Annotated in this window: 26 protein-coding genes; 24 read left to right on the top strand and 2 right to left on the bottom strand. The window is 42.7% G+C overall.

Going from position 1 to position 24954, the window contains the following annotated elements; all coding sequences use genetic code 11:
- Positions 1-20 precede the first annotated feature (20 nt).
- Complete coding sequence (locus tag AC3AQ9_RS01425; RefSeq protein ID WP_488305680.1) at positions 21-1184, top strand: siphovirus ReqiPepy6 Gp37-like family protein; 1164 nt, start codon at positions 21-23, stop codon at positions 1182-1184.
- Between the two features lie 87 nt (positions 1185-1271).
- A complete protein-coding gene (locus tag AC3AQ9_RS01430) occupies positions 1272-1679 on the top strand; it encodes a hypothetical protein (protein ID WP_488305681.1) in 408 nt (135 codons plus the stop codon).
- Between the two features lie 304 nt (positions 1680-1983).
- On the opposite strand, the gene AC3AQ9_RS01435 is transcribed toward AC3AQ9_RS01430, so the two are convergent.
- On the bottom strand, positions 1984-2214 hold the full coding sequence (locus tag AC3AQ9_RS01435; RefSeq protein WP_488305682.1) for a hypothetical protein: 231 nt from the start codon (positions 2212-2214) through the stop codon (positions 1984-1986).
- Positions 2215-2470: 256 nt separating this feature from the next.
- Here AC3AQ9_RS01435 and AC3AQ9_RS01440 point away from each other — a divergent pair, with 256 nt between their 5' ends.
- The 3 genes from AC3AQ9_RS01440 to AC3AQ9_RS01450 are packed head-to-tail and all read left to right on the top strand — an operon-like array spanning position 2471 to position 4268.
- Positions 2471-2992: a phage holin family protein gene (locus AC3AQ9_RS01440; RefSeq protein WP_488305683.1), complete on the top strand. Its 522-nt coding sequence runs from the start codon at positions 2471-2473 to the stop codon at positions 2990-2992.
- A complete protein-coding gene (locus tag AC3AQ9_RS01445) occupies positions 2989-3267 on the top strand; it encodes a holin (protein ID WP_488305684.1) in 279 nt (92 codons plus the stop codon). The genes AC3AQ9_RS01440 and AC3AQ9_RS01445 overlap by 4 nt, the downstream gene beginning before the upstream one ends.
- Positions 3264-4268 carry a peptidoglycan recognition protein family protein gene (locus AC3AQ9_RS01450; protein WP_488305685.1) on the top strand — a complete coding sequence of 335 codons (1005 nt, stop codon included), beginning with the start codon at positions 3264-3266 and terminating at the stop codon, positions 4266-4268. Before AC3AQ9_RS01445 ends, AC3AQ9_RS01450 begins: the two co-directional genes overlap by 4 nt.
- 73 nt (positions 4269-4341) lie before the next feature.
- On the opposite strand, the gene AC3AQ9_RS01455 is transcribed toward AC3AQ9_RS01450, so the two are convergent.
- Positions 4342-4668 carry a hypothetical protein gene (locus AC3AQ9_RS01455; RefSeq protein ID WP_488305686.1) on the bottom strand — a complete coding sequence of 109 codons (327 nt, stop codon included), beginning with the start codon at positions 4666-4668 and terminating at the stop codon, positions 4342-4344.
- Between the two features lie 272 nt (positions 4669-4940).
- Here AC3AQ9_RS01455 and AC3AQ9_RS01460 point away from each other — a divergent pair, with 272 nt between their 5' ends.
- The 19 genes from AC3AQ9_RS01460 to AC3AQ9_RS01550 all read left to right on the top strand — a co-directional run bounded on the left by AC3AQ9_RS01460 (position 4941) and on the right by AC3AQ9_RS01550 (position 24941).
- Positions 4941-5303, top strand: coding sequence for a YolD-like family protein (locus AC3AQ9_RS01460; RefSeq protein WP_488305687.1), 363 nt, complete (start codon positions 4941-4943; stop codon positions 5301-5303).
- A 225-nt stretch (positions 5304-5528) separates the two neighbouring features.
- Positions 5529-6179 (top strand): hypothetical protein, encoded by a 651-nt coding sequence (locus tag AC3AQ9_RS01465; RefSeq protein WP_488305688.1) that lies wholly within the window; start codon positions 5529-5531, stop codon positions 6177-6179.
- Between the two features lie 19 nt (positions 6180-6198).
- Positions 6199-6591, top strand: a complete 393-nt coding sequence (locus AC3AQ9_RS01470; protein WP_488305689.1) for a hypothetical protein — start codon at positions 6199-6201, stop codon at positions 6589-6591.
- 276 nt (positions 6592-6867) lie between these two features.
- On the top strand, positions 6868-7761 hold the full coding sequence (dprA, locus tag AC3AQ9_RS01475; RefSeq protein WP_488305690.1) for a DNA-processing protein DprA: 894 nt from the start codon (positions 6868-6870) through the stop codon (positions 7759-7761).
- Between the two features lie 105 nt (positions 7762-7866).
- A complete protein-coding gene (topA, locus tag AC3AQ9_RS01480) occupies positions 7867-9936 on the top strand; it encodes a type I DNA topoisomerase (protein ID WP_488305691.1) in 2070 nt (689 codons plus the stop codon).
- 19 nt (positions 9937-9955) lie between these two features.
- Positions 9956-11266, top strand: a complete 1311-nt coding sequence (gene trmFO / locus AC3AQ9_RS01485; RefSeq protein ID WP_488305692.1) for an FADH(2)-oxidizing methylenetetrahydrofolate--tRNA-(uracil(54)-C(5))-methyltransferase TrmFO — start codon at positions 9956-9958, stop codon at positions 11264-11266.
- 71 nt (positions 11267-11337) lie between these two features.
- Complete coding sequence (gene xerC, locus AC3AQ9_RS01490; protein ID WP_488305693.1) at positions 11338-12231, top strand: tyrosine recombinase XerC; 894 nt, start codon at positions 11338-11340, stop codon at positions 12229-12231.
- 15 nt (positions 12232-12246) lie between these two features.
- Positions 12247-12795 (top strand): ATP-dependent protease subunit HslV, encoded by a 549-nt coding sequence (hslV, locus tag AC3AQ9_RS01495; protein ID WP_300989604.1) that lies wholly within the window; start codon positions 12247-12249, stop codon positions 12793-12795.
- Positions 12792-14189 carry an ATP-dependent protease ATPase subunit HslU gene (gene hslU / locus AC3AQ9_RS01500; protein ID WP_488305694.1) on the top strand — a complete coding sequence of 466 codons (1398 nt, stop codon included), beginning with the start codon at positions 12792-12794 and terminating at the stop codon, positions 14187-14189. The genes hslV and hslU overlap by 4 nt, the downstream gene beginning before the upstream one ends.
- 85 nt (positions 14190-14274) lie before the next feature.
- Positions 14275-15054, top strand: coding sequence for a GTP-sensing pleiotropic transcriptional regulator CodY (gene codY / locus AC3AQ9_RS01505; protein ID WP_488305695.1), 780 nt, complete (start codon positions 14275-14277; stop codon positions 15052-15054).
- 484 nt (positions 15055-15538) lie between these two features.
- Positions 15539-16255 carry a 30S ribosomal protein S2 gene (gene rpsB, locus AC3AQ9_RS01510; RefSeq protein ID WP_300989601.1) on the top strand — a complete coding sequence of 239 codons (717 nt, stop codon included), beginning with the start codon at positions 15539-15541 and terminating at the stop codon, positions 16253-16255.
- An 87-nt stretch (positions 16256-16342) separates the two neighbouring features.
- Positions 16343-17227, top strand: coding sequence for a translation elongation factor Ts (gene tsf / locus AC3AQ9_RS01515; RefSeq protein ID WP_488305696.1), 885 nt, complete (start codon positions 16343-16345; stop codon positions 17225-17227).
- An 80-nt stretch (positions 17228-17307) separates the two neighbouring features.
- Positions 17308-18033: a UMP kinase gene (gene pyrH, locus AC3AQ9_RS01520; protein WP_488305697.1), complete on the top strand. Its 726-nt coding sequence runs from the start codon at positions 17308-17310 to the stop codon at positions 18031-18033.
- Positions 18033-18590 carry a ribosome recycling factor gene (gene frr / locus AC3AQ9_RS01525; protein WP_488305698.1) on the top strand — a complete coding sequence of 186 codons (558 nt, stop codon included), beginning with the start codon at positions 18033-18035 and terminating at the stop codon, positions 18588-18590. The genes pyrH and frr overlap by 1 nt, the downstream gene beginning before the upstream one ends.
- A 153-nt stretch (positions 18591-18743) precedes the next feature.
- On the top strand, positions 18744-19535 hold the full coding sequence (uppS, locus tag AC3AQ9_RS01530; RefSeq protein ID WP_488305699.1) for an undecaprenyl pyrophosphate synthase: 792 nt from the start codon (positions 18744-18746) through the stop codon (positions 19533-19535).
- Complete coding sequence (locus AC3AQ9_RS01535) at positions 19532-20323, top strand: phosphatidate cytidylyltransferase (RefSeq protein WP_488305700.1); 792 nt, start codon at positions 19532-19534, stop codon at positions 20321-20323. Before uppS ends, AC3AQ9_RS01535 begins: the two co-directional genes overlap by 4 nt.
- A gap of 16 nt (positions 20324-20339) precedes the next feature.
- The gene (gene dxr, locus AC3AQ9_RS01540; protein ID WP_488305701.1) at positions 20340-21485 is read left to right on the top strand and encodes a 1-deoxy-D-xylulose-5-phosphate reductoisomerase; all 1146 of its coding nucleotides are present in this window, start codon (positions 20340-20342) and stop codon (positions 21483-21485) included.
- Between the two features lie 42 nt (positions 21486-21527).
- Positions 21528-22787 carry an RIP metalloprotease RseP gene (gene rseP / locus AC3AQ9_RS01545; protein ID WP_488305702.1) on the top strand — a complete coding sequence of 420 codons (1260 nt, stop codon included), beginning with the start codon at positions 21528-21530 and terminating at the stop codon, positions 22785-22787.
- 450 nt (positions 22788-23237) lie between these two features.
- Entirely contained in the window at positions 23238-24941 is a 1704-nt protein-coding gene (locus tag AC3AQ9_RS01550) for a proline--tRNA ligase (RefSeq protein ID WP_488305703.1), read from the top strand.
- Positions 24942-24954 lie beyond the last annotated feature (13 nt).

Genomic DNA, 24954 nt, shown 5'->3' on the forward strand with positions numbered 1-24954 from the left:
TATCGAAAGCAGGTGAAAAATTGAAATCACTACGCATCATCGACCAGAACTTTCAGCAGCTGGGGGAAATCACGAAATACAGCTCTCTTCTAATAACGCATCGCTTTCATACAATTGGAGAAATTGAACTGGTCATCAATCGATACAGCTCGAACGCTGAATTGCTCACCAAAGGGCGCATGCTTCGTTTTGACGGACGGAATGAACGTGTGTATAAAATCATGCACCGGGAAATTAAACTCGACCAGAACGGCAAGGGTTCCGAGGATTGGATAGTTAAGGCGCTGCCGTTAAAAGCATTCCTGATGCAACGGATTACTTACCCGCCGAGCCATACCGCTTACGACAACAAATCCGGTGCTGCCGAAACGGTCATGAAGCATTACATCCAACGGAACTTCATCACGCCGGACAATCCAGACCGCATCTTTCCAAATCTGATCATCGCACCGGATAAAAAACGCGGCGCACATCTCAGCTGGCAATCCCGATTCAAGAATGTTGCGGAAGAATTAACGGAAATGAGCTTGGCATCCGGCATCGGTTGGGAGATTCGCATCGATATTCCGAATCAACAGTTCGTCTTCGACATTGTGGAAGGCAGCGACCGGACAGCGGGACAGTCGATTTTACCTCCGGTCAAGTTCGATCCGCAGTTTAACACCATCAAGGAAATGGAATACTCGGAATCGGAATTGAATTATAAGAATGTCGCCATCGTAGCGGGACCAGGTGAAGGCGTTGAACGGATTGTAACAGAAGTGGGGGCGTCCACAGGAAGGGAACGCCATGAGCTATTCGTTGATGCCCGTGACATTCCGGACACAGTGGAATCAACCGTGGAAGGCGAAGAAGCTGTGCAGCGACCGATTGCGGATATCAAAGCGGATTTAGCGATACGTGGTGCGCGGGATTTAGAAACGATGATTCAGGAGGAATACCTGGAAGCGGAAATCCTGTCGAAATCGCAATTGGAGTTTGAACGGGATTATTTTCTAGGTGATATCGCAACGGTCCGAAACAAATCATGGGGCGTCACGCTCGATGCGAGGATTTCGGAAATTGTCGAAGTCCATCAAGCCAGCGGATATGAAATATCGGCAACCTTCGGAAATAACCGGCCTACCCTGATTAATGTAATCAAACGACAGTTCCAGCAGATTAGCGGGGAAATAAGGAAGTAGGGAGTGTCCAATCGGGCACTCTTCTTGTTTTACTTAAAGGATTTTCTCCTGTTTTGTCGAATAATGGGATTAAGAGGGGGAATTATAGTGCAACAAATATTCACTGAAAAAGATATAGACAGTAAACTTGAGGAGTTTTCTGATTTATTAAGTAATGGATTATCTTACTCAAGAAAAAAAGAAACGTTACAAAACGTAATTGGGACACCAGAATTTGCAGTTAGTTTGAAAAGGGTATGTGGGGTTTATTATTTTATCCAGCATGGACAAGTTAAATACGTGGGAAGAGCGCTTCCAGCAGTCGGATTACGTTCGAGAATAATCAACCAAGTTACTGCTTTTGGTGATGAAAAATGGGATGTAGTAATTAAGGATATGGATACTGAGATTGGAGTAATAATATTTGATGATCCTACTCAATGGTACTTCATCTCCGCTCTCGAGCATTATCTTATTGAAAAGTTAGGAAGACCTACTTTTAATAAAAGAAGTTAATAAAATAGCTGAATTCAAGAGTGTCCACACGGGCGCTCTTTTTGTTTTGCCAAGATTAAGCTCGTCGAAAATCATCGATTATATGCCAAGCAGCTTCTTCACTTAAACCGATAGTTAAAAAAAGGCAAGCATTTCATCAAACAGAGAGAAGTGGGCCGGTATGCTATGGCGCACAAGGGGAGATTCCAATTTATTGAGGTGATTTAAGTGGATTGGATATAATGGCGCGTAATCGGGAGCATCTTTCTATCCTCCAGTCATTAATTAGTGAGAGACAAGTGCAGTTATGACTTAACCGTTACATTCATTCTTTGAACTGGTCATCGACGAAAGAGGGATTTAATAAATAGTCATTGATGCTTTCTTCCAGGGACTGGGCCAAGTCAGGACGGCCAATTTTGGACAGGTATTTATTCACTGAAAAATGAAAGTGGAGTATTTGTTGTTGGATGGATTCATCTTTTGACCACCGTTTAGCAGTAAGGTCACCTTTTTTACTTGAAAGTATTCTATGTACATCTTCTAACGTGTCCATTTAAATGTGCTCCTTATAAGTATGTAGGTAATATTGGCCAATACTTACAGACTAATACATGGGAGATTTAAACTCAATGAGTATTAAGAATTATTTGTTAAATATGTTCAAATTAAATATCAATAAAGAAGTAGAGCATGTATGAAGTGAGAAGGCGTCCATTAGGGCGCTCTTTTAGTTTTGCCATAAAAGAGATATTGGGGGAGTGGGAGTATGGGAGATGATGAGGTATATGCACAGATGGGAGGTTACGGCGGTGAAGGGTTTCTTGGCAGCGTTAATGAGCTTTGCAGTCTATTTGACGGGCTTAATTAATGAGGCGACCGTCGTATTATTGTTTTTCATGTTTCTAGATATGATCACGGGGCTGCTGCGGGCATGGCTCACCAAATCGCTCAACAGCACCTTAGGGATGGCAGGGTTAATCAAGAAATTCGCAGTTTTCGTTGTTCTGGCTATGACAGCCGGCATCGAATACTTTTTTATTCACATGGGCCAGGACACGAACGGCATCATCATCATGGGGGTCGCCAGTTTCTTCATCGTCAATGAAGGCTTGTCCATCCTGGAGAATTGTGCGCAAATGGGGCTTCCCATTCCGCCAGTGCTCTACAATGCCTTGGACAAGTTGAATCGGGATCCCGGAGGCAAGGAGCAATCCTTAATCCGAGATCCCTTGCTGGATAAAATCGATAAAGCCGTCTTGATCAAAGAGATCCAGCAAGTGCAGCAGGAAAACGTCCAGCAGGACAATAAGAAAGAAGGGGAAAACAAATGAACAACATGACCGAGATTTTGTTTTTTGCATCCGTTATCGTACCAATTGTCATGGCACTGGTGGAAGTCGTCAAAAAGACGGTCCCTACACCGATTAATCTGATTCCGGTCATCGCTTTGGTCGTCGGCTTGATGGTCGGGGGCTTGTCGTATCCGTTCAGTGACTTGGACTTGACCTTCCGGTTATGGGCGGGCGCATTAGCAGGGTTGGGCGGTACCGGATTGTTTGAACTGGTCAAGCAGCGTGACGGCTATACCAAGGAGGACGAGTTATGATGCGCTTGCTTCCACACGGAATGAAAATCGGCCATGCCACAGTCATCGTCGATATTGTAGATGGAGCCAACAAAGAAATTCGCCCTCGTACACCAATGAATCCAAAGTTTCTTACGGACCACGATACCGGAAATACAGGAATTGGAGCCGATGCCAAAGCCCATAACCGGCTTATCCATAACCTTGGAAATAAGTTGCCGCGTGATACGAGCCACATTTCCTGGCATGTATCCGTGGATGAAACCTTCATCATTCAGCATCTCCCTTTTGACGAGTGCGCTTATCATTGCGGTGATGGCTGGCTTCCGACTAGCGGCAACCGGACAAGTATCGGCGTCGAAAAATGCATGCATAAAGGTGCAGATCGAAACAAAATTGAAAAGAATGCCATTGCTCTTTATGCATACTTAATGAAAGAAATTAACTTGCCGATTACAGCTGTTCGGCCGCATCAACATTGGAGTGGAAAGTATTGTCCACAGTTAATCTTGAATAAATACGGCTCATTCCTTCCATTCCGGAACAAAGTCGAAGCAGTGTATAAAGGAGGAGTAACAGTGACACAAGCAACAAAAAGAGACTACTATTTAAGCGGGGATAAAGGAAGTGGCGTCACAGCAATCCAAAGTGGCTTGGTCAAAGCCGGTTACAAGCTTTCTGCAGACGGCATTTTTGGCAACGGAACAGAGGCGGCCGTTAAATCGTTCCAGAAGGCGAATGGATTAGTGGCTGATGGGATATGGGGCAAGGCGTCTCAAGCGAAACTGGATGCAATCCTTGCGAATCTAAACAAGTCCGCACCAAAGCCAGCGGATAAACCAAAAGAAGATATTGGTGTGATTTATCAGAAGGAAGCCCAGCCATCCAAATCATTGTTACCTGAGTTCAATAAGGCGGTAGCGATGGGAATTACCGATGGTACCTTCCCGCATCGGCCAGCCACTCGCGAAGAAGTGGCCGTCATGGTGTTGCGTGCTGCCGAATTAATAAAAGATAAGTAAGATTCAAGTACGAGCAAACACTATAGTATTATTACACACAAAGCCCCTTCCGTGGAAACGGTTGGGGCTTTTTTTATTGGACAATGATTCCGTTCAGCTTGACCGCACTATGTCCACTCATCTGCAACATCAAATCAATTGCCGACATATTCGGTGCATCTTCTGCAAACTTCTTTGCACTACTAAAGTTCGGGAAAGCGAATGCCTGCAGCTCATCATTGATGTAGCACTCATCCTCTTTTATCGTGATTAAATAAAATCGCACAATCGGTTGTTCGGCTCCTTCAAAATAATTTTCACCAACAATCATTACCCCTATATCTAGATTCACGGGGCTAATCAAGGTCTCCAATACTTTCATTCCTTCTAATTCATCCGGCAAATTCCATTTAACGTTCATCAGCTTCATCCTTTCTTTGGGTAACAGTTTTTCCTATCGTAACGAATTGCCAAGCAGACCACAATGAGCCGTTTTTGAGTTTTTGAATAGAAATAAACACAAATTGTGCCGCTATAATGTCACTTTGAAGAGTTAAAACGGTTGTTTGTATAGAGAAACGGGTTAAATGTATGAAAGTAATTTACTCATTATTTTTCTAATATAGGATTATAGATACATTTCCTGTGGTAATATAAGAACAGGTGTTCTTATATGGAGAGGGAGTGGTCAACATGAAAATCAATCGACAAATGAAACAGATGGGCAACATAAAGGACCGAGGGAATATTAAATGGCAGGGCATGTTTCTGACAGAGCACGTCCAGATGATGCGTGACTGGTACGAGGAAGACAACCAGGACAAGAAACCAGACTTGAGCGAATTTGACTTGCAGATGATCCAAGAAGAAATCGAGCTGGCGATGAAAACAAAATGCACCGTGAAATTAAAATCTTGGAAAGATAATAAATTCCATTACCATGTCGGCATCATCGAACGGATTGATGCCTCATCCCGGACGATAATCTATGAAGATCCTTATGGCTCAAACCGGTTGCCGTTTGATGAAATCGTGGCAATCATGATGATTGATTGAGTTAAAAGATCTCTAACTCATTTGAAAGAAAGCTAAGTTTGTTGATTAAGATCTCTACTACTTTAGTTTTTATTAAATATATATAATTAATCAAAAAAATATTTTTTCGAAAAAATTTAAGGGTTATATTGGCTTATGACATTCTAATGGTAATGGTTTAGGATAAAAGTTGCATATCTTCACAATATGTGTAAAATAGAGTCATGGAGAATAGGAGGGGTACTTATGCTTCTTAACAGTACTAACCGTAGACTAGCGCTCTCAAACTGGTTGTATGAGAATTATAAAGAGGAATTTTATAGTTCACTTAAATTGCAAAAATTTATCTTTTTTTATGAATCTTTTTCAAAACTTGAAAATGAATATGCTGATTTTTCTTATTTAAAAGCTTATGGAAAAGGACCAGTCTTTACTGATGTATACGGAGACTACACACATCGCAAAGAAGTGTTCTATCATGTTGTAGCTAACACTATAATCGAGGATCAAATTAATGAAGAAAGAGCGAAGACCGCTGGTTTCATCGTAAAAATCCTTAGTGAAGAAGAACTTTCTGATCTAACTCACGAGTTAGATGTTTGGAAAGTAAAAGAAAACGAAATTGGAAAGTACCAGAATGTTCCTATGGATGAGAGAGATTATTCTCAAGAGGACATAGACATGCTCTTAACTCTAAGAAATATGTATCCCATAGACTTTATTGATCAGGTAGAAGTGGTTACTATTGGAAGTACCAACTTCTTGATTTCAAAAGAAGACATGGCCAGACTCGAAGAGGATCATAGCAGTGTACTTATGAATTTAGCAGATCACAAAGACGTGCAAAATCCAGTTTATGTTTCTGTAGATGAAGGCGGGGTTCTCCTAATTGATTAGTATGCAGGATGTAGTAACAATGAAAATTGCTTTTCCCGATATCTCTTCTAATTTAGCGGTAAATGCTCACATGTATATTTGTATGGAGGAAGGCATTAACAAAAAATTTGTTAAATGCCAAAGATTTAAACCCTATCATCTTATTAACAAGAGAGATCCTTATCGCCGTATAATTGAAGATGTAAATTCAGAAAGAAATCCTTTTAAAGCTACAACAATCATTGATTGTGATAAAACGTTTTCGATGAACAGCATACTAATCCCAAGCACTTTACTTGCTGAAAGAAATGTGTGTAGTGATTTGTATATTAATATTCAAAATGAAATAGCACACGACCAACTTAGCGAAAATGAACTGGAATCAAATTCGCTATTACAACTTAACAAAAGAATGCAATCTATAGTTAGTTAGGCAAAGAAAATCCCTCTACCTGGATTCGGTAGAGGGATTTTTTTTGGTTTGAAAAATTCGCACATAAACTCGCACAGCAGGAAAAATGTTTTACGCAGTTATCGAGTTAATAAGAAACATTATATATAGAAGAAACTCGATTTTTAAAAGGGAAAAAAGGTGACGAATGTTTGGCGGAATCTGCCCTTCTTACGATCAGTGTAAAACACATTAATATAAGGATAAGGCGCATCTTGCTGATGCGTCTTATTTTTATTTGAATAAAGGAGGAATTTCATGAAAGAAGATTTTTGGCAGCGGCTGCTGGCTTTGCATTACGTCTATCCGAAACCGCTGAACCGCTTAAACCGGTTATTAATCGATGATCCGGAATTGGAAAAGCTCAGCAGTAGAAAACCATATGAAATAGCTGCTCTACTGAATATTCCAAGCCTCCATGCAGTCCAATTAAAAAATGCATATGTCGAAGCTCTACTTATTCCTTTTGAAGATTTATACGAAAAACATAAGATAACCCCCATATCTTATCACCATCCCAACTACCCCGAGAGTTTGCTGGAATTGATAGATCCACCGGCGATACTTTATACGAAAGGCCGGCTTGAGCTGCTGCAGATCCCCGAAAAAATAGCAGTCATCGGCTCCCGGAACGCCTCCCATTATTCTCAAAAAGCGATTAATGCCATATTGCCTTCTTTAGTCAAACAACAAATTCTTATTGTCAGCGGCTTAGCAAAAGGTGCAGATGCCATGGCCCATGCAACGGCAATTGAACTGAGTGGCCAGACAATCGCTGTGACAGGAAGCGGCTTTCTATATCCATATCCAAGGGAAAATGCTGAATTGATAAGTATAATAGAAGAAAAATATTTATCCATCACAGAATATCCACCTTATATGCAGCCGAAACGATGGAATTTCCCCATGAGGAATCGAATTATCAGCGGATTGTCAATGGGTATTCTTGTCACGGAAGCAAATGAGAAAAGCGGCACGTTAAGCACTGTAGAGCACGCTTTGGACCACGGAAAAGATATTTTCGCTGTTCCGGGAGATATTTTTTCCCCCTTGTCAAAAGGGCCGCACAAACTAATTTCAGAAGGAGCTAAACCGGTATGGAAAGGCAGTCAAATTCTCGAAGAATATCGGCAATTAACGGCTGAAAAATAACAGCTGTAAATGAAAAGCCTTGCATTCCGGTAAAAACTGTTATACATTTTGCAACAGGTAATTCTTTTATATAATTTTAAGAAACCTCTATGAGGAGGAATATTCATGTCGGATTATTTGGTTATTGTTGAGTCGCCCGCGAAGGCGAAAACAATTGAACGGTATTTAGGGAAAAAGTATAAAGTCCGTGCATCACTCGGGCATTTACGCGATCTGCCCCGCAGCCAAATGGGAGTAGACGTAGAAAATAATTACGAACCCCGTTACATCACAATCAGAGGCAAAGGCCCAATTTTACAAGATCTTAAAAAAGAAGCAAAAAAAGCGAAAAAAGTCTTTCTCGCAGCTGACCCGGACCGCGAAGGGGAAGCTATTGCATGGCACTTAGCCAATGCTCTTGGTGTTGATCAGGACACAGATTGCCGAGTCGTATTCAATGAAATTACAAAAGACGCCATTAAAGAATCATTTAAACATCCTCGCAAAATTGACATGGATTTGGTGGATGCTCAGCAAGCGCGGCGGATACTCGACCGGCTTGTTGGTTACAGCATCAGCCCTTTGCTTTGGAAAAAAGTTAAAAAAGGTTTATCAGCAGGACGGGTACAATCTGTTGCTCTTCGTCTGATCATTGACCGTGAAAATGAAATCAAAAATTTCGAGCCAGAAGAGTACTGGTCCATTACCGGTGAGTTTGAAAAAGCAAAAAAGAAATTTGAAGCACAGTTTTATGGAAATGCCGGCGAAAAGATGAAATTGCAAAATGAGGACGATGTAAAAGCTGTTATGGCATCGATGAAAGGTAATGACTTTTCAGTAAACCGCGTTGTGAAAAAAGAAAGAAAGAGAAATCCTTCCCCTTCTTTTACAACTTCATCCCTCCAGCAGGAAGCTGCCCGCAAACTAAACTTCCGAGCGAAAAAGACCATGATGCTTGCTCAACAACTATATGAAGGTATACAAGTTGGAAAAGAAGGCATAACAGGATTGATTACGTATATGCGTACAGATTCAACCCGTATTTCAGAAACAGCTAAGAAAGATGCCTTGGATTTTATCGTGGAGCAATACGGCGAGGAATATGTAACGAAATCAGCGGCCGCCAAGCAATCATCTAAATCTCAGGATGCCCACGAAGCGGTACGTCCTACAAGCGTTTTACGGACTCCGGAATCGATGAAAAACATTTTATCGCGAGACCTGTACCGGCTATATAAGCTGATTTGGGATCGTTTTGTAGCGAGCCAAATGTCTCCAGCTGTATTGGATACAGTGATGGCAGAGTTACAGAACGGAGATGCGGTATTCCGGGCAAACGGTTCTCAAGTAAAGTTCCCTGGTTTCATGAAGCTTTATATTGAAGGCACTGACGACCAGACAGAAGACAAAGATAATATTTTGCCAGAAATGGCGGAAGGTGATACTGTAAAATCGGTAAGCATTGAACCGAAACAGCATTTCACACAGCCGCCTCCGCGCTTTACGGAAGCCCGTTTAGTCCGGGCGCTGGAAGAATTGGGGATAGGGCGTCCGTCTACTTATGCGCCGACTTTGGATACCATTCAAAAACGCGGTTATGTGGCACTGGATGCCAAACGTTTTATTCCAACAGAACTTGGAGAAATTGTCCATCAGCTGGTTCTCGAATTTTTCCCGGATATTTTAAACATTGAATTTACAGCGAAAATGGAAAATGACTTGGACAGTGTCGAAGAAGGCGAAATTGAGTGGAGAGTCATTATTGACGATTTCTTCAAAGATTTCGAAAAACATGTTGAAGTAGCCGAAAATGAAATGGAAAAAGTGCAGATCAAAGATGAACCTGCCGGTGAAGATTGTGAACTATGCGGTTCGGCTATGGTATTTAAACTAGGCCGATATGGCAAGTTCATGGCTTGCAGCAATTTTCCAGACTGCCGAAACACAAAAGCGATCGTCAAACATATCGGTGTGGCATGCCCAACTTGTAAAGAAGGCGAGATCGTTGAGCGAAAAAGCAAAAAGCGCCGGATTTTTTACGGCTGTGAGCGGTACCCGGAATGTGATTTTGTTTCATGGGATAAACCGATTGAACGTCCATGTCCGAAGTGCAGCCAATTGCTGGTTGAGAAAAAAGTGAAAAAAGGTGTACAAATCAATTGTACAAACTGCGATTACAAAGAAGAAGTTCAATAATTAATAGAGGTGTTTTAAAATGACGAAATATGTAAATATAATTGGGGCTGGACTAGCAGGAAGTGAAGCGGCTTGGCAAGTAGCGAAGCGCGGCATCAATGTACGGTTGTATGAAATGCGCCCTGTTAAACAAACTCCAGCTCACCATACAGACAAATTTGCAGAATTGGTCTGCAGCAACTCGCTGCGTGCCAATTCCTTGACCAATGCAGTTGGAGTGATAAAAGAGGAAATGCGGAAGTTGGATTCGGTTATTGTCGACTCTGCTGACCGCTCATCTGTTCCTGCAGGAGGAGCGCTAGCTGTAGACCGCCACGAATTTGCAGGCTTGGTCACTGACAAAGTGCGGAACCATCCACTTGTGGAAGTCATCAACGAAGAAGTGACAGAAATTCCGGAAGGCATTACAATTATTGCGACAGGCCCTTTAACTTCTCCAGCACTTGCTGAGAAAATCCGTCAATTGACTGGTGAAGAATATCTTTACTTTTACGATGCGGCTGCGCCGATTGTAGAAAAAGACAGCATTGATATGGACAAAGTTTATCTGAAATCCCGTTACGACAAAGGCGAAGCAGCTTACTTGAACTGCCCGATGACGGAAGAAGAATTCAACCGTTTCCGCACAGCTCTTGTTGAAGCGGAAGTAGTGCCGCTGAAGGAATTTGAAAAAGAAATTTACTTTGAAGGCTGCATGCCTATCGAAGTCATGGCTGCCAGAGGCGAAAAGACTTTGACTTTCGGACCGATGAAACCGGTAGGGCTAGAAGATCCGAAAACTGGCAAACGGCCATATGCAGTTGTTCAGCTGCGCCAAGACGATGCAGCAGGAACACTTTATAATATTGTCGGCTTCCAGACACATTTAAAATGGGGGCCACAAAAAGAAGTATTGAAACTGATTCCAGGACTTGAGAACGTGGAAATTGTCCGTTACGGTGTGATGCACCGCAATACGTTCATCAACTCACCACGCGTTTTGAAACCGACATATCAGCTGAAAGCGAATCCGAACATTTTCTTTGCTGGCCAAATGACCGGTGTTGAAGGTTACGTGGAATCTGCAGGAAGCGGGCTTCTGGCAGGCATCAACGCAGCAAAACTGGCATTGGGCGAAGAACAGGTCGTCTTGCCGGCCGAAACTGCTCTTGGCAGCATGGCGCGCTATATTACGGAAGCGGACAGCAAGAACTTCCAGCCGATGAATGTCAATTTCGGATTGTTCCCTGATTTAGGTGAACGGATCAAATCCAAACAAGAACGTGCAGAAAGACATGCGGAACGGGCACTCGAAGCAATTCAAAATTATATGAATACCGTGACGGTTTAATTGATAAAAGCCTCTAAATGTTGTTATAATTTAGAGGCTTTTGTATTTGTGAAAAAAGGTGGGTGCATTGGATGAAGAAAGAAGAAATGCTCAAATCTTTTATGGCTTACATTCAACTCGAAAAAAATTACTCTGAGCACACCGTCCACCATTATGAAAAAGATTTGGAGGATTTTTTTCTGTTTTTGGAAAAAGAAAAAGTGCCAGAGATACGGGATGTAGAATATTTGCATGCAAGAAATTATGTGACTCAATTATATGATGCCCAATTGTCGCGCGTGACAATATCCAGGAAAATTTCAGCGATCCGTTCTTTTTTCAAATACGGCAATCGGGAATTCGGACTGAGCGAAGCAGCTTTCCGTTCGCTATACCATCCCAAAAAAGAAGAACGGCTTCCACAATTTTTTTACGAAGAAGAAATGGAAGTGTTATTTGCGTCAGTGAAAGGCGAAGATAATTTATCAATCCGAAACACAGCTTTGCTTGAGTTGCTGTATGCCACCGGGATGCGGGTCAGCGAGTGTGTATCAATTCGGATGCAGGATTTGGATCGGCAAATACAGATTGTGAAGGTTATGGGGAAAGGCCGGAAAGAACGGTATATTCCATACGGCCAGTTTGCACACGATGCTTTGGAACTTTATATTGATGAAGTTCGTCCAAAGTTGATGAAGAAGCAAGAACATCTGGGACTGTTTGTCAATAACCGCGGTGAACCACTGACTGATAGAGGCATTCGGCATATTTTAAGTGAATGCATGAAAAAAGCATCTGTCAATTCATCGATTTATCCCCACATGATCCGCCATACATTTGCAACTCACTTACTGAACAATGGAGCTGATATGCGGACTGTGCAAGAGCTGCTGGGGCATTCGCACCTAAGTTCAACACAAGTATATACGCATGTAACAAAAGAGCATTTGAGAAAAACTTATTTGAATTCACATCCACGAGCTTAGAGAGGAGACATCTATATGCAGCAATTTCATGCAACAACGATATTCGCAGTTCAGCATAACGGTGAATGTGCAATGGCTGGCGACGGCCAAGTCACATTTGGCAATGCAGTAGTAATGAAACACACGGCGAGAAAAGTGCGGAAATTATACAACGGCCAAGTTTTGACGGGCTTTGCAGGTTCTGTTGCAGATGCTTTTACTTTATTTGAAATGTTTGAAGGCAAGCTCACCGAATACAATGGCAACTTGCAGCGTGCTGCTGTCGAATTGGCCAAGCAATGGCGGGGAGATAAAATGCTTCGCCAATTAGAGGCCATGCTGATCATCATGAACAAAGATGAGTTATTACTCGTGTCCGGGACCGGAGAAGTGATTGAACCTGATGACGGGATATTAGCGATCGGGTCAGGAGGAAATTATGCACTCGCTGCAGGACGAGCTTTGAAAAAGTTTGCAGGGGACCAGATGACAGCGGCTGAAATAGCCAAATCCGCTTTAGAAACCGCAGCTGATATTTGCGTCTACACTAACCATCAAATCGTAGTAGAGGAGTTGTCCAAATGAAAAAACAGCAAGATTTGACTCCTAGACAAATTACTGACCATCTTGACCGTTTTATCGTCGGCCAAAAAGATGCCAAACGTTCAATCGCAATCGCTTTGCGCAACCGATACCGCCGCAGCCGGCTGGATGAGGAACTCCGCGATGAAGTGATTCCCAAAAACATCTTGATGATTGGCCCGACCGGTGTAGGGAAAACGGAAATTGCCAGACGCATTGCCAAGTTGACCGGAGCGCCATTTGTAAAAGTGGAAGCCACTAAATTCACGGAAGTGGGTTATGTTGGCCGCGACGTTGAATCGATGGTGCGGGACTTGGTGGAAGCAGCTGTACGAATTGTTAAAGAAGAAAAGTTTGAAGCAGTTAAGTTCCAGGCGGAATCCGCAGCCAATGAACGAATCGTAAAACTGCTTGCACCTTCACGCAAGAAAAAGCCGAATAGCCAGAATCCACTTGAAATGCTTTTTGGACAAAAAATGGAATCAGAAGAAGAAGATCCGACTGCTGAAGTGGAAGTGCGCGTGAAGAGAAGAGAAATTGCCGGGGATTTAAAAGCCGGCAAACTGGAAGATGAATGGGTCATTGTAGAAGTGGAAGAAAATATCCCATCTATGTTTGACGCCTTGCAAGGTTCGGGAATGGAACAAATGGGCGCAAATATGCAAGACGCTTTATCTTCATTGATGCCAAAGAAAAAGAAAAAGCGACGTTTGCAGGTTAAAGAAGCGCGCCGAATTTTAATTGCTGAAGAAGCAGCCAAGCTGGTGGATAATGAGGAAGTCGCAATGGAAGCGATTCAGCGTTCTGAACAGCAGGGCATCATATTTATCGATGAAATGGATAAGATCGCTAGTAAAAACAGTACTTCGTCCGCGGATGTGTCAAGAGAAGGAGTGCAGCGTGATATTTTGCCGATTGTCGAAGGGTCAACGGTATCTACAAAATACGGTGCAGTCAAAACGGATTACATGCTGTTTGTAGCAGCAGGCGCATTCCATATGACTAAACCCTCAGATCTTATCCCTGAATTGCAGGGGCGCTTCCCGATTCGAGTTGAATTGCAGAAATTAGAAGTGAATGATTTTGTCAAAATTTTAACAGAACCAAAACATTCTTTGATTAATCAATACAAAGCCCTTCTCGAAACCGAGGGAGTTATGGTACACTTCACTGATGCGTCAATAGTCAGACTCGCGGAAATTGCTTATGAAGTGAATCAGGAAACCGATAATATAGGAGCTCGCCGTCTCCATACAATTTTGGAACGCTTGTTGGAAGACTTATCATTTGAGGCAGCAGAGATATCGCCTGCACAAATTGACATTACTCCTCAATATGTGAACGAAAAACTTGAAAATGTGGCGAAAAATAAAGATTTGTCACAATTTATCTTGTAATTCAAGGCAAAAAAGTTTCAAAAAAGAGTAAAAACCTTTAGAATATTTAATAAATAGTGCTTGAAACTGTAGGAGGTTCATTTAAATGAATTTATTGGAAAAAACAAGACGTATTAACTCGATGCTGCAAGCGGCAGCAGGAAAGCCAGTTAACTTTAAGGATATGGCTGAAACTTTAAGCGAAGTAATTGAATGCAACGCTTTCGTTGTAAGCCGTAAAGGTAAAGTGCTAGGTTTCGCAGTAAACCAGCAAATCGAAAACGAACGTATGAAAGGGATGCTGGAAGAACGCCAATTCCCACTTGAATACACTCAAAACTTATCAAACATCACAGAAACGTCAGCAAACTTGGACGTAAACAGTGACCACACGATCTTCCCAGTGGAAGAGCGCGAATTGTTTAAAGGCGGTTTAACAACAATCGTTCCGATTATTGGCGGGGGAGAGCGTTTAGGAACGCTTCTACTTGGCCGCGTTGATCAGCCGTTTGAAGACGATGATCTGATTTTGGGTGAATACGGTGCAACGGTAGTAGGGATGGAAATCCTTCGTGAAAAAGGCGACCGCATTGAAGAAGAAGCACGCAGCAAAGCGGTTGTTCAAATGGCGATTTCTTCACTTTCATACAGTGAACTTGAAGCGATTGAACACATTTTTGAAGAACTTGATGGCAACGAAGGTTTGCTTGTCGCTTCAAAAATTGCTGACCGCGTAGGAATCACTCGCTCGGTTATCGTTAACGCTCTTCGCAAACTTGAAAGTGCCGGCGTTATCGAATCACGTTCTCTAGGAATGAAAGGGACATACATTAAAGTATTGAACACAAAATTCCTAGCTGAATTAGAACAATTGAAAATGAACTAAGTAAGATTAAAAGAGGCTGTCCCAAAAGGATAGCCTCTTTTTCTTTTTGAAAAATATTGATGCTCTTTTATTCATTCTACCGGTAAAAGCCGTTGCATCTTCACATGCCTACAGATGAACCTTCCATCAAGCGATGCGCGTCCAAGGGTGGAGCGAAGCAGGAAGATGAGCGGTTTATGCACAACTTCCTGTGAAAGCCATACCTAAAGTGCACGCGCGACTTTTCAAGTCGCCCCCGACCGATGCGGATCCGCGCCAATAAAGCATTACTCCCTGGCAGCCAGTTTGAGGAATAGCACAACAACATCAAACTAAAGTATTTTTTATGAGAGAAACTTCTTGCGATTCTATTAGCGGCCGTGGTATAATTTCAAATGGTGTTAAATACACACGCATTTTGATTTGAGTCGCAGGTGCTTGGAACAAGTAACGGTTCAGAGAAGAAGAATGCGGAGGAAAAATAACCTATCAGGAGGAAACACACATGTCAGTAATTTCTATGAAACAATTGCTTGAAGCTGGTGTACACTTTGGCCACCAGACTCGCCGTTGGAACCCGAAAATGAAAAAATATATTTTCGTTGAGCGTAACGGTATCTACATTATCGATCTTCAAAAAACAGTCCGCAAATTGGAGGAAGCTTACAGCTTCATGAAACAAGTGGGCGAAGAAGGCGGTAAAGTACTATTCGTTGGAACGAAAAAACAAGCTCAAGATGCTATCAAAGAAGAAGCAGAGCGCTCTGGTAACTACTACATCAACCAACGCTGGTTGGGTGGAACGCTTACTAACTTCGGTACAATCCAAAAACGTGTTAGCCGTTTGAAACAAATCGAGCGCATGGAAGAAGATGGAACTTTTGATGTTCTACCGAAAAAAGAAGTAGTTCAATTGAAAAAAGAACACGAACGCCTTGTTAAATTCCTTGGCGGTATCCGTGATATGAGTTCACTGCCGGACGTAATGTTCGTAGTTGACCCACGCAAAGAACGCATTGCTGTAGCAGAAGCTATTAAATTGAACATTCCTATCGTAGGTATCGTTGATACTAACTGTGATCCGGATGAAATCGATTATGTAATTCCTGCAAACGACGATGCAATCCGTGCAGTTAAGCTATTGACTGGTAAAATGGCAGACGCTTTGCTTGAGTCAAAACCGGAAGAAGACGAAGAAGCTCCAGCTGTTGCTGCTGAGTAATTCACAAGTAGTACAGGTGATAAGCGGCCAACCCCACTTATCACCTTTTTTTGAGAAATCGTATATATTCTAAGGAGGAATTTAATCATGGCAGTTACAGCTCAAATGGTAAAAGAATTGCGTGAAAAAACAGGCGCAGGTATGATGGATTGCAAAAAAGCATTAGTTCAAACAGATGGCGATATTGACGCAGCAATCGATTTCTTGCGTGAAAAAGGCCTTTCAAGTGCTTCTAAAAAAGCTGACCGCATTGCAGCTGAAGGGATTACTTCAATCCTTGTAAAAGACAATGACGCAGTAATCTACGAAGTAAACGCTGAGACAGATTTCGTAGCGAAAAACGAAGGCTTCCAAACTTTGGTGAAAGAATTAGGCGAGCACTTGATCGAAACAAAACCGTCTACAATTGAAGAAGCTACTGCTTCGACAATGTCTAACGGTTCTACAGTTGCAGACCACATTTCAAACGCTATCGCTAAAATTGGTGAGAAAATCACTTTGCGCCGCTTTGAAATCCGTACTAAAACTGACGCTGATGCTTTTGGTCCTTACCTTCACATGGGTGGACGCATCTCAGTATTAGTTGTTCTTGAAAACTCTACTGATGACAGTGCTGCTCGTGATATCGCAATGCACATCGCTGCTTTGAACCCGAAATACGTTTCACGCGACGAAGTTTCTGCTGATGAAGTAGAACACGAGCGTAAAGTATTGACAGAACAAGCGCTTAACGAAGGCAAACCAGAAAACATTGTAGCTAAAATGGTTGAAGGCCGCCTTGGTAAATACTTCGAAGACGTTTGCTTGCTTGACCAAGCATTCGTTAAGAATTCTGATCAAAAAGTTCGTGATTTCGCAGCTTCAACTGGCGGTACTGTTAAAGAATTCATCCGTTACGAAGTTGGAGAAGGCATTGAAAAACGCGAAGATAACTTTGCAGATGAAGTAATGAGCCAAGTAAACAAAAAATAAGGTTTATTCTATATGTTTCAACCCGGGGAACACTGAAAGGTGTTCCCTATTTTTCAATAAAAGTGTAATGGAGGGTACCGATGAGTGTTCAACAATATAAGCGCATTGTACTAAAACTAAGTGGAGAAGCGATGGCAGGCGGACAAGGTTTCGGTTTGTCTCCTGAAATCATCAAAACCGTAGCTAGCCAAGTAAAAGAAGTTGTGGAACTTGGTGTGGAAGTCGCTGTAGTTGTAGGCGGCGGAAATATCTGGCGTGGCAAGATCGGCTCTGAAATGGGAATGGACCGTGCAACAGCGGATTATATGGGAATGCTGGCAACAGTCATGAACTCGTTGGCATTGCAAGATTCATTGGAAAAACAAGGGGTAGAAACCCGTGTCCTTTCTTCCATTGAAATGCGCCAAGTGGCTGAGCCTTATATCCGCAGAAGAGCAATTCGCCACTTAGAGAAAAAACGGGTTGTTATTTTTGCTGCCGGCACAGGCAATCCTTATTTTTCTACAGATACGACTGCTGCACTTCGCGCTGCTGAAATTGAAGCCGATGTCATTTTAATGGCGAAAAACAATGTGGACGGCGTTTATTCAGCTGATCCGAAAACAGATGATTCAGCAGTTAAATATGAAGAGCTATCCTATTTTGATGTGATTCAGCAGGGCTTGCAAGTCATGGATTCAACAGCTTCCACACTTTGTATGGACAATGATATCCCACTCGTAGTATTCTCAATTATGGAAAATGGAAATATAAAACGGGCTGTACTCGGTGAAAAAATCGGGACAGTAGTGAGGAGAACTTTATAATGCCGAAAAATGTGATGAACGAAACGAAAACGAAAATGGAAAATGCGATTCAAGCTTTTTCACGTGAACTTTCTTCGATCCGAGCAGGTCGTGCAAATCCTTCAATTTTAAACAAGTTGACAGTCGATTATTACGGAGCTCCTACACCGATAAACCAAGTAGCGGGAGTTTCTGTTCCGGAAGCACGTTTAATCGTCATCCAACCTTATGATAAGACGATTATGGGTGATATCGAGAAAGCGATTCTTAAATCTGATTTAGGTCTAAGCCCTTCGAATGACGGCACAGTAATTCGTTTGGCTATTCCAGCTTTAACTGAAGAACGCCGGAAAGACCTTGTGAAACAAGTGAAAAAAGAAGCAGAAGAGGCGAAAGTCGGTATCCGCAACATTCGCCGGGACGCTAACGATGATTTTAAGAAACTCGAGAAAAAGAGCGAGATAACAGAAGATGATTTACGCAGTTATTCAGATGAAGTGCAAAAATTGACGGATTCACACATTGCAAAAATCGATGAAGTGGCAAAAAACAAAGAAAAAGAAATAATGGAAGTATAATTCGAACTTTCATTAATGCCGGGCGTCCTGTTTAACAGGACGCTTTTTCATGCCGAAATACGCGTTGCTGCATCAAAGAAAGCGCACAATGTCGATTTTTTTGATATGATAAGCAGTAGATATGCCGATTTGCAATAGGTGGAGGATTAAACTATGTTCAATAAATTATTAAAACGAATGGCGGACACGATCCCGGAATATGAAGAGCGCACATATGCCGTTGCCCAAGAAGGGGTTCCGGCGCATATTGCTATTATCATGGATGGCAATGGACGTTGGGCTAAAAAACGGTCGCTTCCTAGAGTTGCAGGCCATCACGAAGGAATGAAGACAGTCCGGAAAATTACAAAGCTGGCGAGCCATTTAGGAGTCAGTGTCCTAACTCTTTATGCTTTTTCCACCGAAAATTGGAAACGCCCGAAAATGGAAGTTGATTTTCTGATGCGGCTTCCTGAAGAATTCCTGTCCACTTTTCTGCCGGAATTGATTGAAGAAAATGTACGGGTAGAAATGATGGGGTATCATCAGAACTTGCCTTCACACACCATTGAAGCCATCAGAAAAGCGAAAGAAGCCACAAAGGATAATACCGGCCTTGTATTGAACTTTGCTTTAAATTACGGAAGCCGTGCCGAGATTGTGGATGCGGTTAAAGATATTGCAGCTCAAGTGGCAGCAGGAACATTAGATATCGCTGCTATTACAGAGGAACATATCTCCGAAGGACTGATGACCAGCAAATTGCCGGAGCCGGATCTATTGATCAGAACGAGTGGAGAAGTGCGGTTAAGCAACTTCATGCTTTGGCAACTGGCTTATACAGAATTTTGGTTTACCGATACTTTATGGCCTGATTTTGGAGAAGAATCTTTGTTGGAGGCGATTGAGAATTATCAAAAACGAAATCGCCGATTTGGAGGATTGAAAGGGGAAGAAGCAAATTGAAACAGCGCATTATAACTGGAATCATTGCTGCGGCTCTTTTCATTCCTTTTGTTTATATCGGAGGAACACCTTTTACACTTCTGATGTACGCATTGGGAACAGTCGGATTGCAGGAATTGCTTAATATGAAAGGCCGCAATTTATGGAGTATTCCAGGGCTTATCGCTCTTTTTGCATTGTATGCACTTATGCTGCCTGATACATGGGCGCTTCAAATATTCGAATGGACCGGTTATATAAAAGTGGAGTTTGCATTTTTAGCAGTTATTTTACTTCTTATACATACTGTCGTGGTTAAAAACAGTTTTACATTTGATGATGCGGCGTTTGCAGTGCTTGGTACCTTGTATTTAGGAATGGGCTTTTATTACACGATTGAAACGCGCGAAGCTGGGCTGGCATTTATCATCTATGCATTGTTTATCGTCTGGTTTACGGATTCAGGGGCTTATTTCACTGGGCGAAAAATCGGCAAACGCAAACTATGGCCAGAGATATCGCCAAACAAAACCGTAGAAGGCTTTGTAGGAGGCATCATTTGGGCCATCGGGATCGGAGTGGTTTTGAATTATTTCATCGATTTGGATAAGCCTGTTCTGCTTCTTATTATAGTGACAATCGTTGCATCGATATTCGGCCAAATGGGCGATCTGGTTGAATCTGCATTAAAAAGGCATTTCAATGTGAAAGATTCAGGACATATCTTACCTGGCCATGGAGGTATCCTTGACCGGTTTGACAGTATCCTGTTTGTTATGCCGCTACTTCATTTTTTACATTTCATTTGAGAAAGGGAGCGTCTGAATGGGCAAGAGCATAATTTTGCTGGGAGCTACCGGTTCCATTGGTGTGCAAACAGCTGATATTATACGGGAGCATGAAAACGACTTTTCATTAAAGGGTTTTTCTGCAGGAAAGAACATGGAGGTTACCCGGAAATTTATCCGTGAATTCCATCCGGAAATCGTTTGTGTGCAAAATGAAAAAGATGCCATTGAGATTGGCAAAGAATTTCCCGAGGTTTCTATCGTACATGGCGATCAAGGGCTGATTGAAGCGGCTACATATGACGCAGACATCCTGGTTAATGCCGTAATCGGGAGTGTTGGCCTAAAGCCAACTTTGGAAGCTATCAAACTAGGCAGAACTGTAGCAATCGCCAATAAAGAAACTCTTGTTACTGCTGGACATCTTGTCATGCAGAGTGCCAAGGAATATGGGGCTACAATACTTCCCGTCGACAGCGAGCATTCAGCCTTATTTCAAGCGTTGAACGGTGAAAAAAGAGAACAGGCAAGCCGGCTGATTTTGACAGCATCAGGCGGGAGTTTCCGCGATTCTGCACGGGCCGATTTAAAAGACGTTACGGTTAAAGAAGCATTAAACCATCCGAATTGGTCGATGGGTGCGAAAATAACCATCGATTCTGCCACCATGGTCAATAAAGGGTTGGAAGTGATCGAAGCTCATATTTTGTTTGATTTTGACTATAAAGATATCGAAGTGCTGCTGCATCGGGAAAGCATTATCCACTCGATGGTGGAATTCCACGATACCAGCGTCATGGCCCAACTTGGCACACCGGATATGCGAGTGCCCATCCAATACGCTTTGACTTATCCGGAAAGGCTTCCTCGTGCAGAAGCGAAGCGGCTGAATCTGGCGGAAATCGGCAAGCTGCATTTTCAGGAAATGGATTACGAACGATTCCGTGCGCTAAAAATGGCCTTTGAGGCTGGAAAAACGGGCGGCACGATGACGACTGTTTTAAATGCAGCAAATGAACAAGCTGTTGCGATGTTTTTAAATGAAGAAATTAAATTTTTACAGATTGAAGAGCTCATCGAACGTGCGATGCATGATCACCAAGTGGTCTCAAAGCCGGATTTAGAAACGATTTTACACGTAGATGCTGAAACAAGAAAAACCGTTAAAAACATGCTAAAATAACTAAAGATTAAAACCGAAAACGGTTTATAAGGATGGGTTTAAATGGAAACAGTTCTAGCGTTTATAATTATTTTCGGTGCTTTAGTATTTTTTCATGAATTTGGCCACTTTCTTTTTGCAAAACGTGCAGGGATCTTGGTGCGTGAGTTTGCAATCGGAATGGGACCGAAGATTCTAGGCATTACAAAAGGCGAGACGGTTTACACATTGCGTTTATTGCCGATTGGCGGTTATGTCCGTATGGCGGGGGAAGATATGGATACCATCCATCTTCAAGCAGGGCACCGCATCGGTGTTTTGTTGAATAAGGATGGCCTTGCTAAAAAAATCATCATGAATCAGAAGACGATGTATCCGGATATTCTATTTATGGAAGTTGAAGAAGCGGATTTGGAGAAAGAGCTATACATTAAAGGATATGACGAAGACGATCAATTTGTCCGTATTGGAGTGGCTCGTGATGCTGTCGTTGAAGAAAACGGCAAAGAAACGATACTGGCTCCTTATGATCGACAATTCGATTCAAAAAGCCTTGGCCACCGTTTCATGACAATTTTGGCAGGGCCGCTGTTTAACTTTATTTTGGCTTTCTTTATCTTTACAGCTATCGGTTTGATGCAGGGAATTCCAACGAACGAACCTGTGATAACAGAAGTGACAGAAGACAGCCCGGCTGCTGAAGCCGGAATGCAAAATGGAGATTTGGTCACTGAAATTGATGGCAAAGCAATCGGCTCATGGAATGAATTGGTAGAAGCAGTCCAAGACAATGCCGGGAACCCGCTGCCATTCAAAGTTGAACGCGACGGACAGACATTAGATTTCACAATCACACCTGAAGTATCGGAACAATCTCCTGAAAAAGTAGGGGTTATAGGGGTTTTATACCGAAGCCCTCTTGAAAAAGATGTTCTTGGTTCGTTTGCATATGGCGCCGAACAAACGGTATTCTGGTTCAAGGAAATTTTCCGTTTGCTGGGCATGCTGGTGACTGGCCAATTTACAATTGATGCATTGTCAGGTCCGGTCGGAATTTACAAAACCACTGAAGAAGTCGCCAAATACGGCATCTTCACTTTGATGAGCTGGGCCGGTATGCTGAGCATCAACTTAGGGATCATGAACTTATTGCCGCTTCCAGCACTTGACGGAGGCCGATTGATGTTCTTTATCATTGAAGGAATCCGTGGCAAGCCGGTCGATCGGCAAAAAGAAGGAATGGTCCATTTTGTCGGCATCATGCTGCTTATGCTCTTGATGATTGTTGTAACTTGGAACGATATACAGAAATTCTTCTTTTAATTAAACTTAATTAATAAGCTTGATTTTCGTTACAGGCGGACGCTTTCCGCGGGCATGGCTTCAGTCTCCTCATCGCTATGCTCCTGCATCGCTGCGCTAGCTTCGTCGCAAAGACGTGCCCTCGCAGGCTTCGGCCAATGCCTTTCCTGCGGGGCCTTCAGCGCATGTCGCTTCGCTGCTCCCGCTGGAGTCGCCGCCTTTCACTACAATCCATCAATCTATTACAGAGTATGCAAATAAATTACACTTTTATGTTGTTTTAATTAATTTAAAGATATGAAGCAAAACAGCGGAGACGCCTGCGGGAAAGCGAGACAGCCGAGACCCCGCAGGGCGCGAAGCGACTGAGGAGGCTTGGCGCTCGCCCGCGGCAAGCGTAGCTGTTTTGCGGAATATCAAGACATAGTTTAAAAAGAAAAAATTAAATAGTCAGTTGAGGTGCATTTTGGAATGAGACAATCAGCAACTTTTATCCCTACATTAAGAGAAACACCGGCTGATGCGGATGTTAAATCGCATCAGCTTTTATTGCGGGCTGGATTTATCCGCCAAAACACAAGCGGCATTTATTCATTTCTTCCATTAGGAAAACGGGTTCTGCAAAAAGTGGAAACGGTGATCCGTGAAGAAATGGAAGCTGCGGACAGTGTGGAAGTTTTCCTTCCAGCATTGCAGCAAGCGGAATTATGGCAGGAAACGGGCCGTTGGTATTCATACGGCGACGAATTGATGAGGTTGACAGACCGCAATGACCGTGAGTTCGCTCTTGGCGCAACACATGAAGAAGTCATTACAAGCCTTCTGCGCGATGAAATCAAATCATATAAGAAATTGCCGTTGAATTTATTCCAGATCCAGTCAAAATTCCGGGATGAGAAGCGGCCGCGTTTCGGCTTGCTCCGCGGCCGTGAATTTTTGATGAAAGATGCTTATTCATTCCATGCAACAAAAGAAAGCTTGGATGATACTTATAATGATATGATGCAGGCTTATACTAATATTTTCACACGTCTTGGCTTAAATTTCCGTGCGGTTATTGCAGATTCAGGAGCGATCGGCGGAAAAGATAACCATGAATTTATGGTGCTGTCTGAGATAGGTGAAGACACGATCGCCTATTCGGACACGTCTTCCTATGCGGCCAATATTGAAATGGCTGCAGTAAAAGTGGATTATCCGAAATCAGATGAAGCATTGAAAGAGATGGAGAAAGTATCGACTCCAGACCAGAAAACCATTGTGGATGTGGCTGAATTTTTGAATACCACTCCGGAAAAATGCATTAAGACATTGGTATTCAAAGCAGATGAAGATTTAGTGATTGTCTTATCTCGCGGCGACCATGAAATTAATGACGTCAAAGTGAAGCATGCAACGGGAGCATCGATTATCGACCTTGCCGAGCCTGAAGAAGTTCAGGAATTACTGGGATGTGAAATCGGTTCTTTAGGACCGGTGAAACTGCCTTCATCAATCAAGGTTTACGCAGACAAAGCAGTCAAATCAATCGTTAACGGTGTAACTGGCGCGAACGAAGATGGGTTCCATTTCATTAACGTCAATCCTGAAAAAGACTTTACAGTTGAATCGTATGCAGACCTTCGCTTTGTCCAGGAAGGCGACCCATCGCCGGATGGTGAAGGCGTTATCCAATTCGCTAAAGGAATCGAAGTCGGCCATATCTTTAAACTTGGCACAACATACAGCGAACCGATGAAAGCGACGTTCCTGAACGACCAGGGAAGAGCGATGCCTTATATCATGGGATGCTACGGCATCGGGGTTTCACGGGTCATGGCAGCTGTCGCTGAACAGTTCCAAGACGACAACGGTTTTACTTGGCCGGATATCATTGCCCCTTATGATGTGCACGTTGTGCCTGTCAACATGAAAGACGAAACACAGCGTGAACTGGGTGAAGATTTGTATGAATTATTGAAATCGTACCGATATGAAGTTCTTTTGGATAATCGCAATGAACGTGCAGGAGTGAAATTTGCTGATGCAGACCTGATCGGCATCCCTGTGCGCATTACGGTCGGCAAAAAAGCTTCTGAAGGAATTTTAGAAGTGAAATATCGCCGCACTGGAGAAACTTTTGAATGGAAACGAGAAGAATTACTGGACCAATTGCAGCAATTCTTTAAAAAATAATCAACAAATCTGA

The sequence above is a fragment of the Planococcus sp. VCh962 genome, from assembly GCF_057748275.1.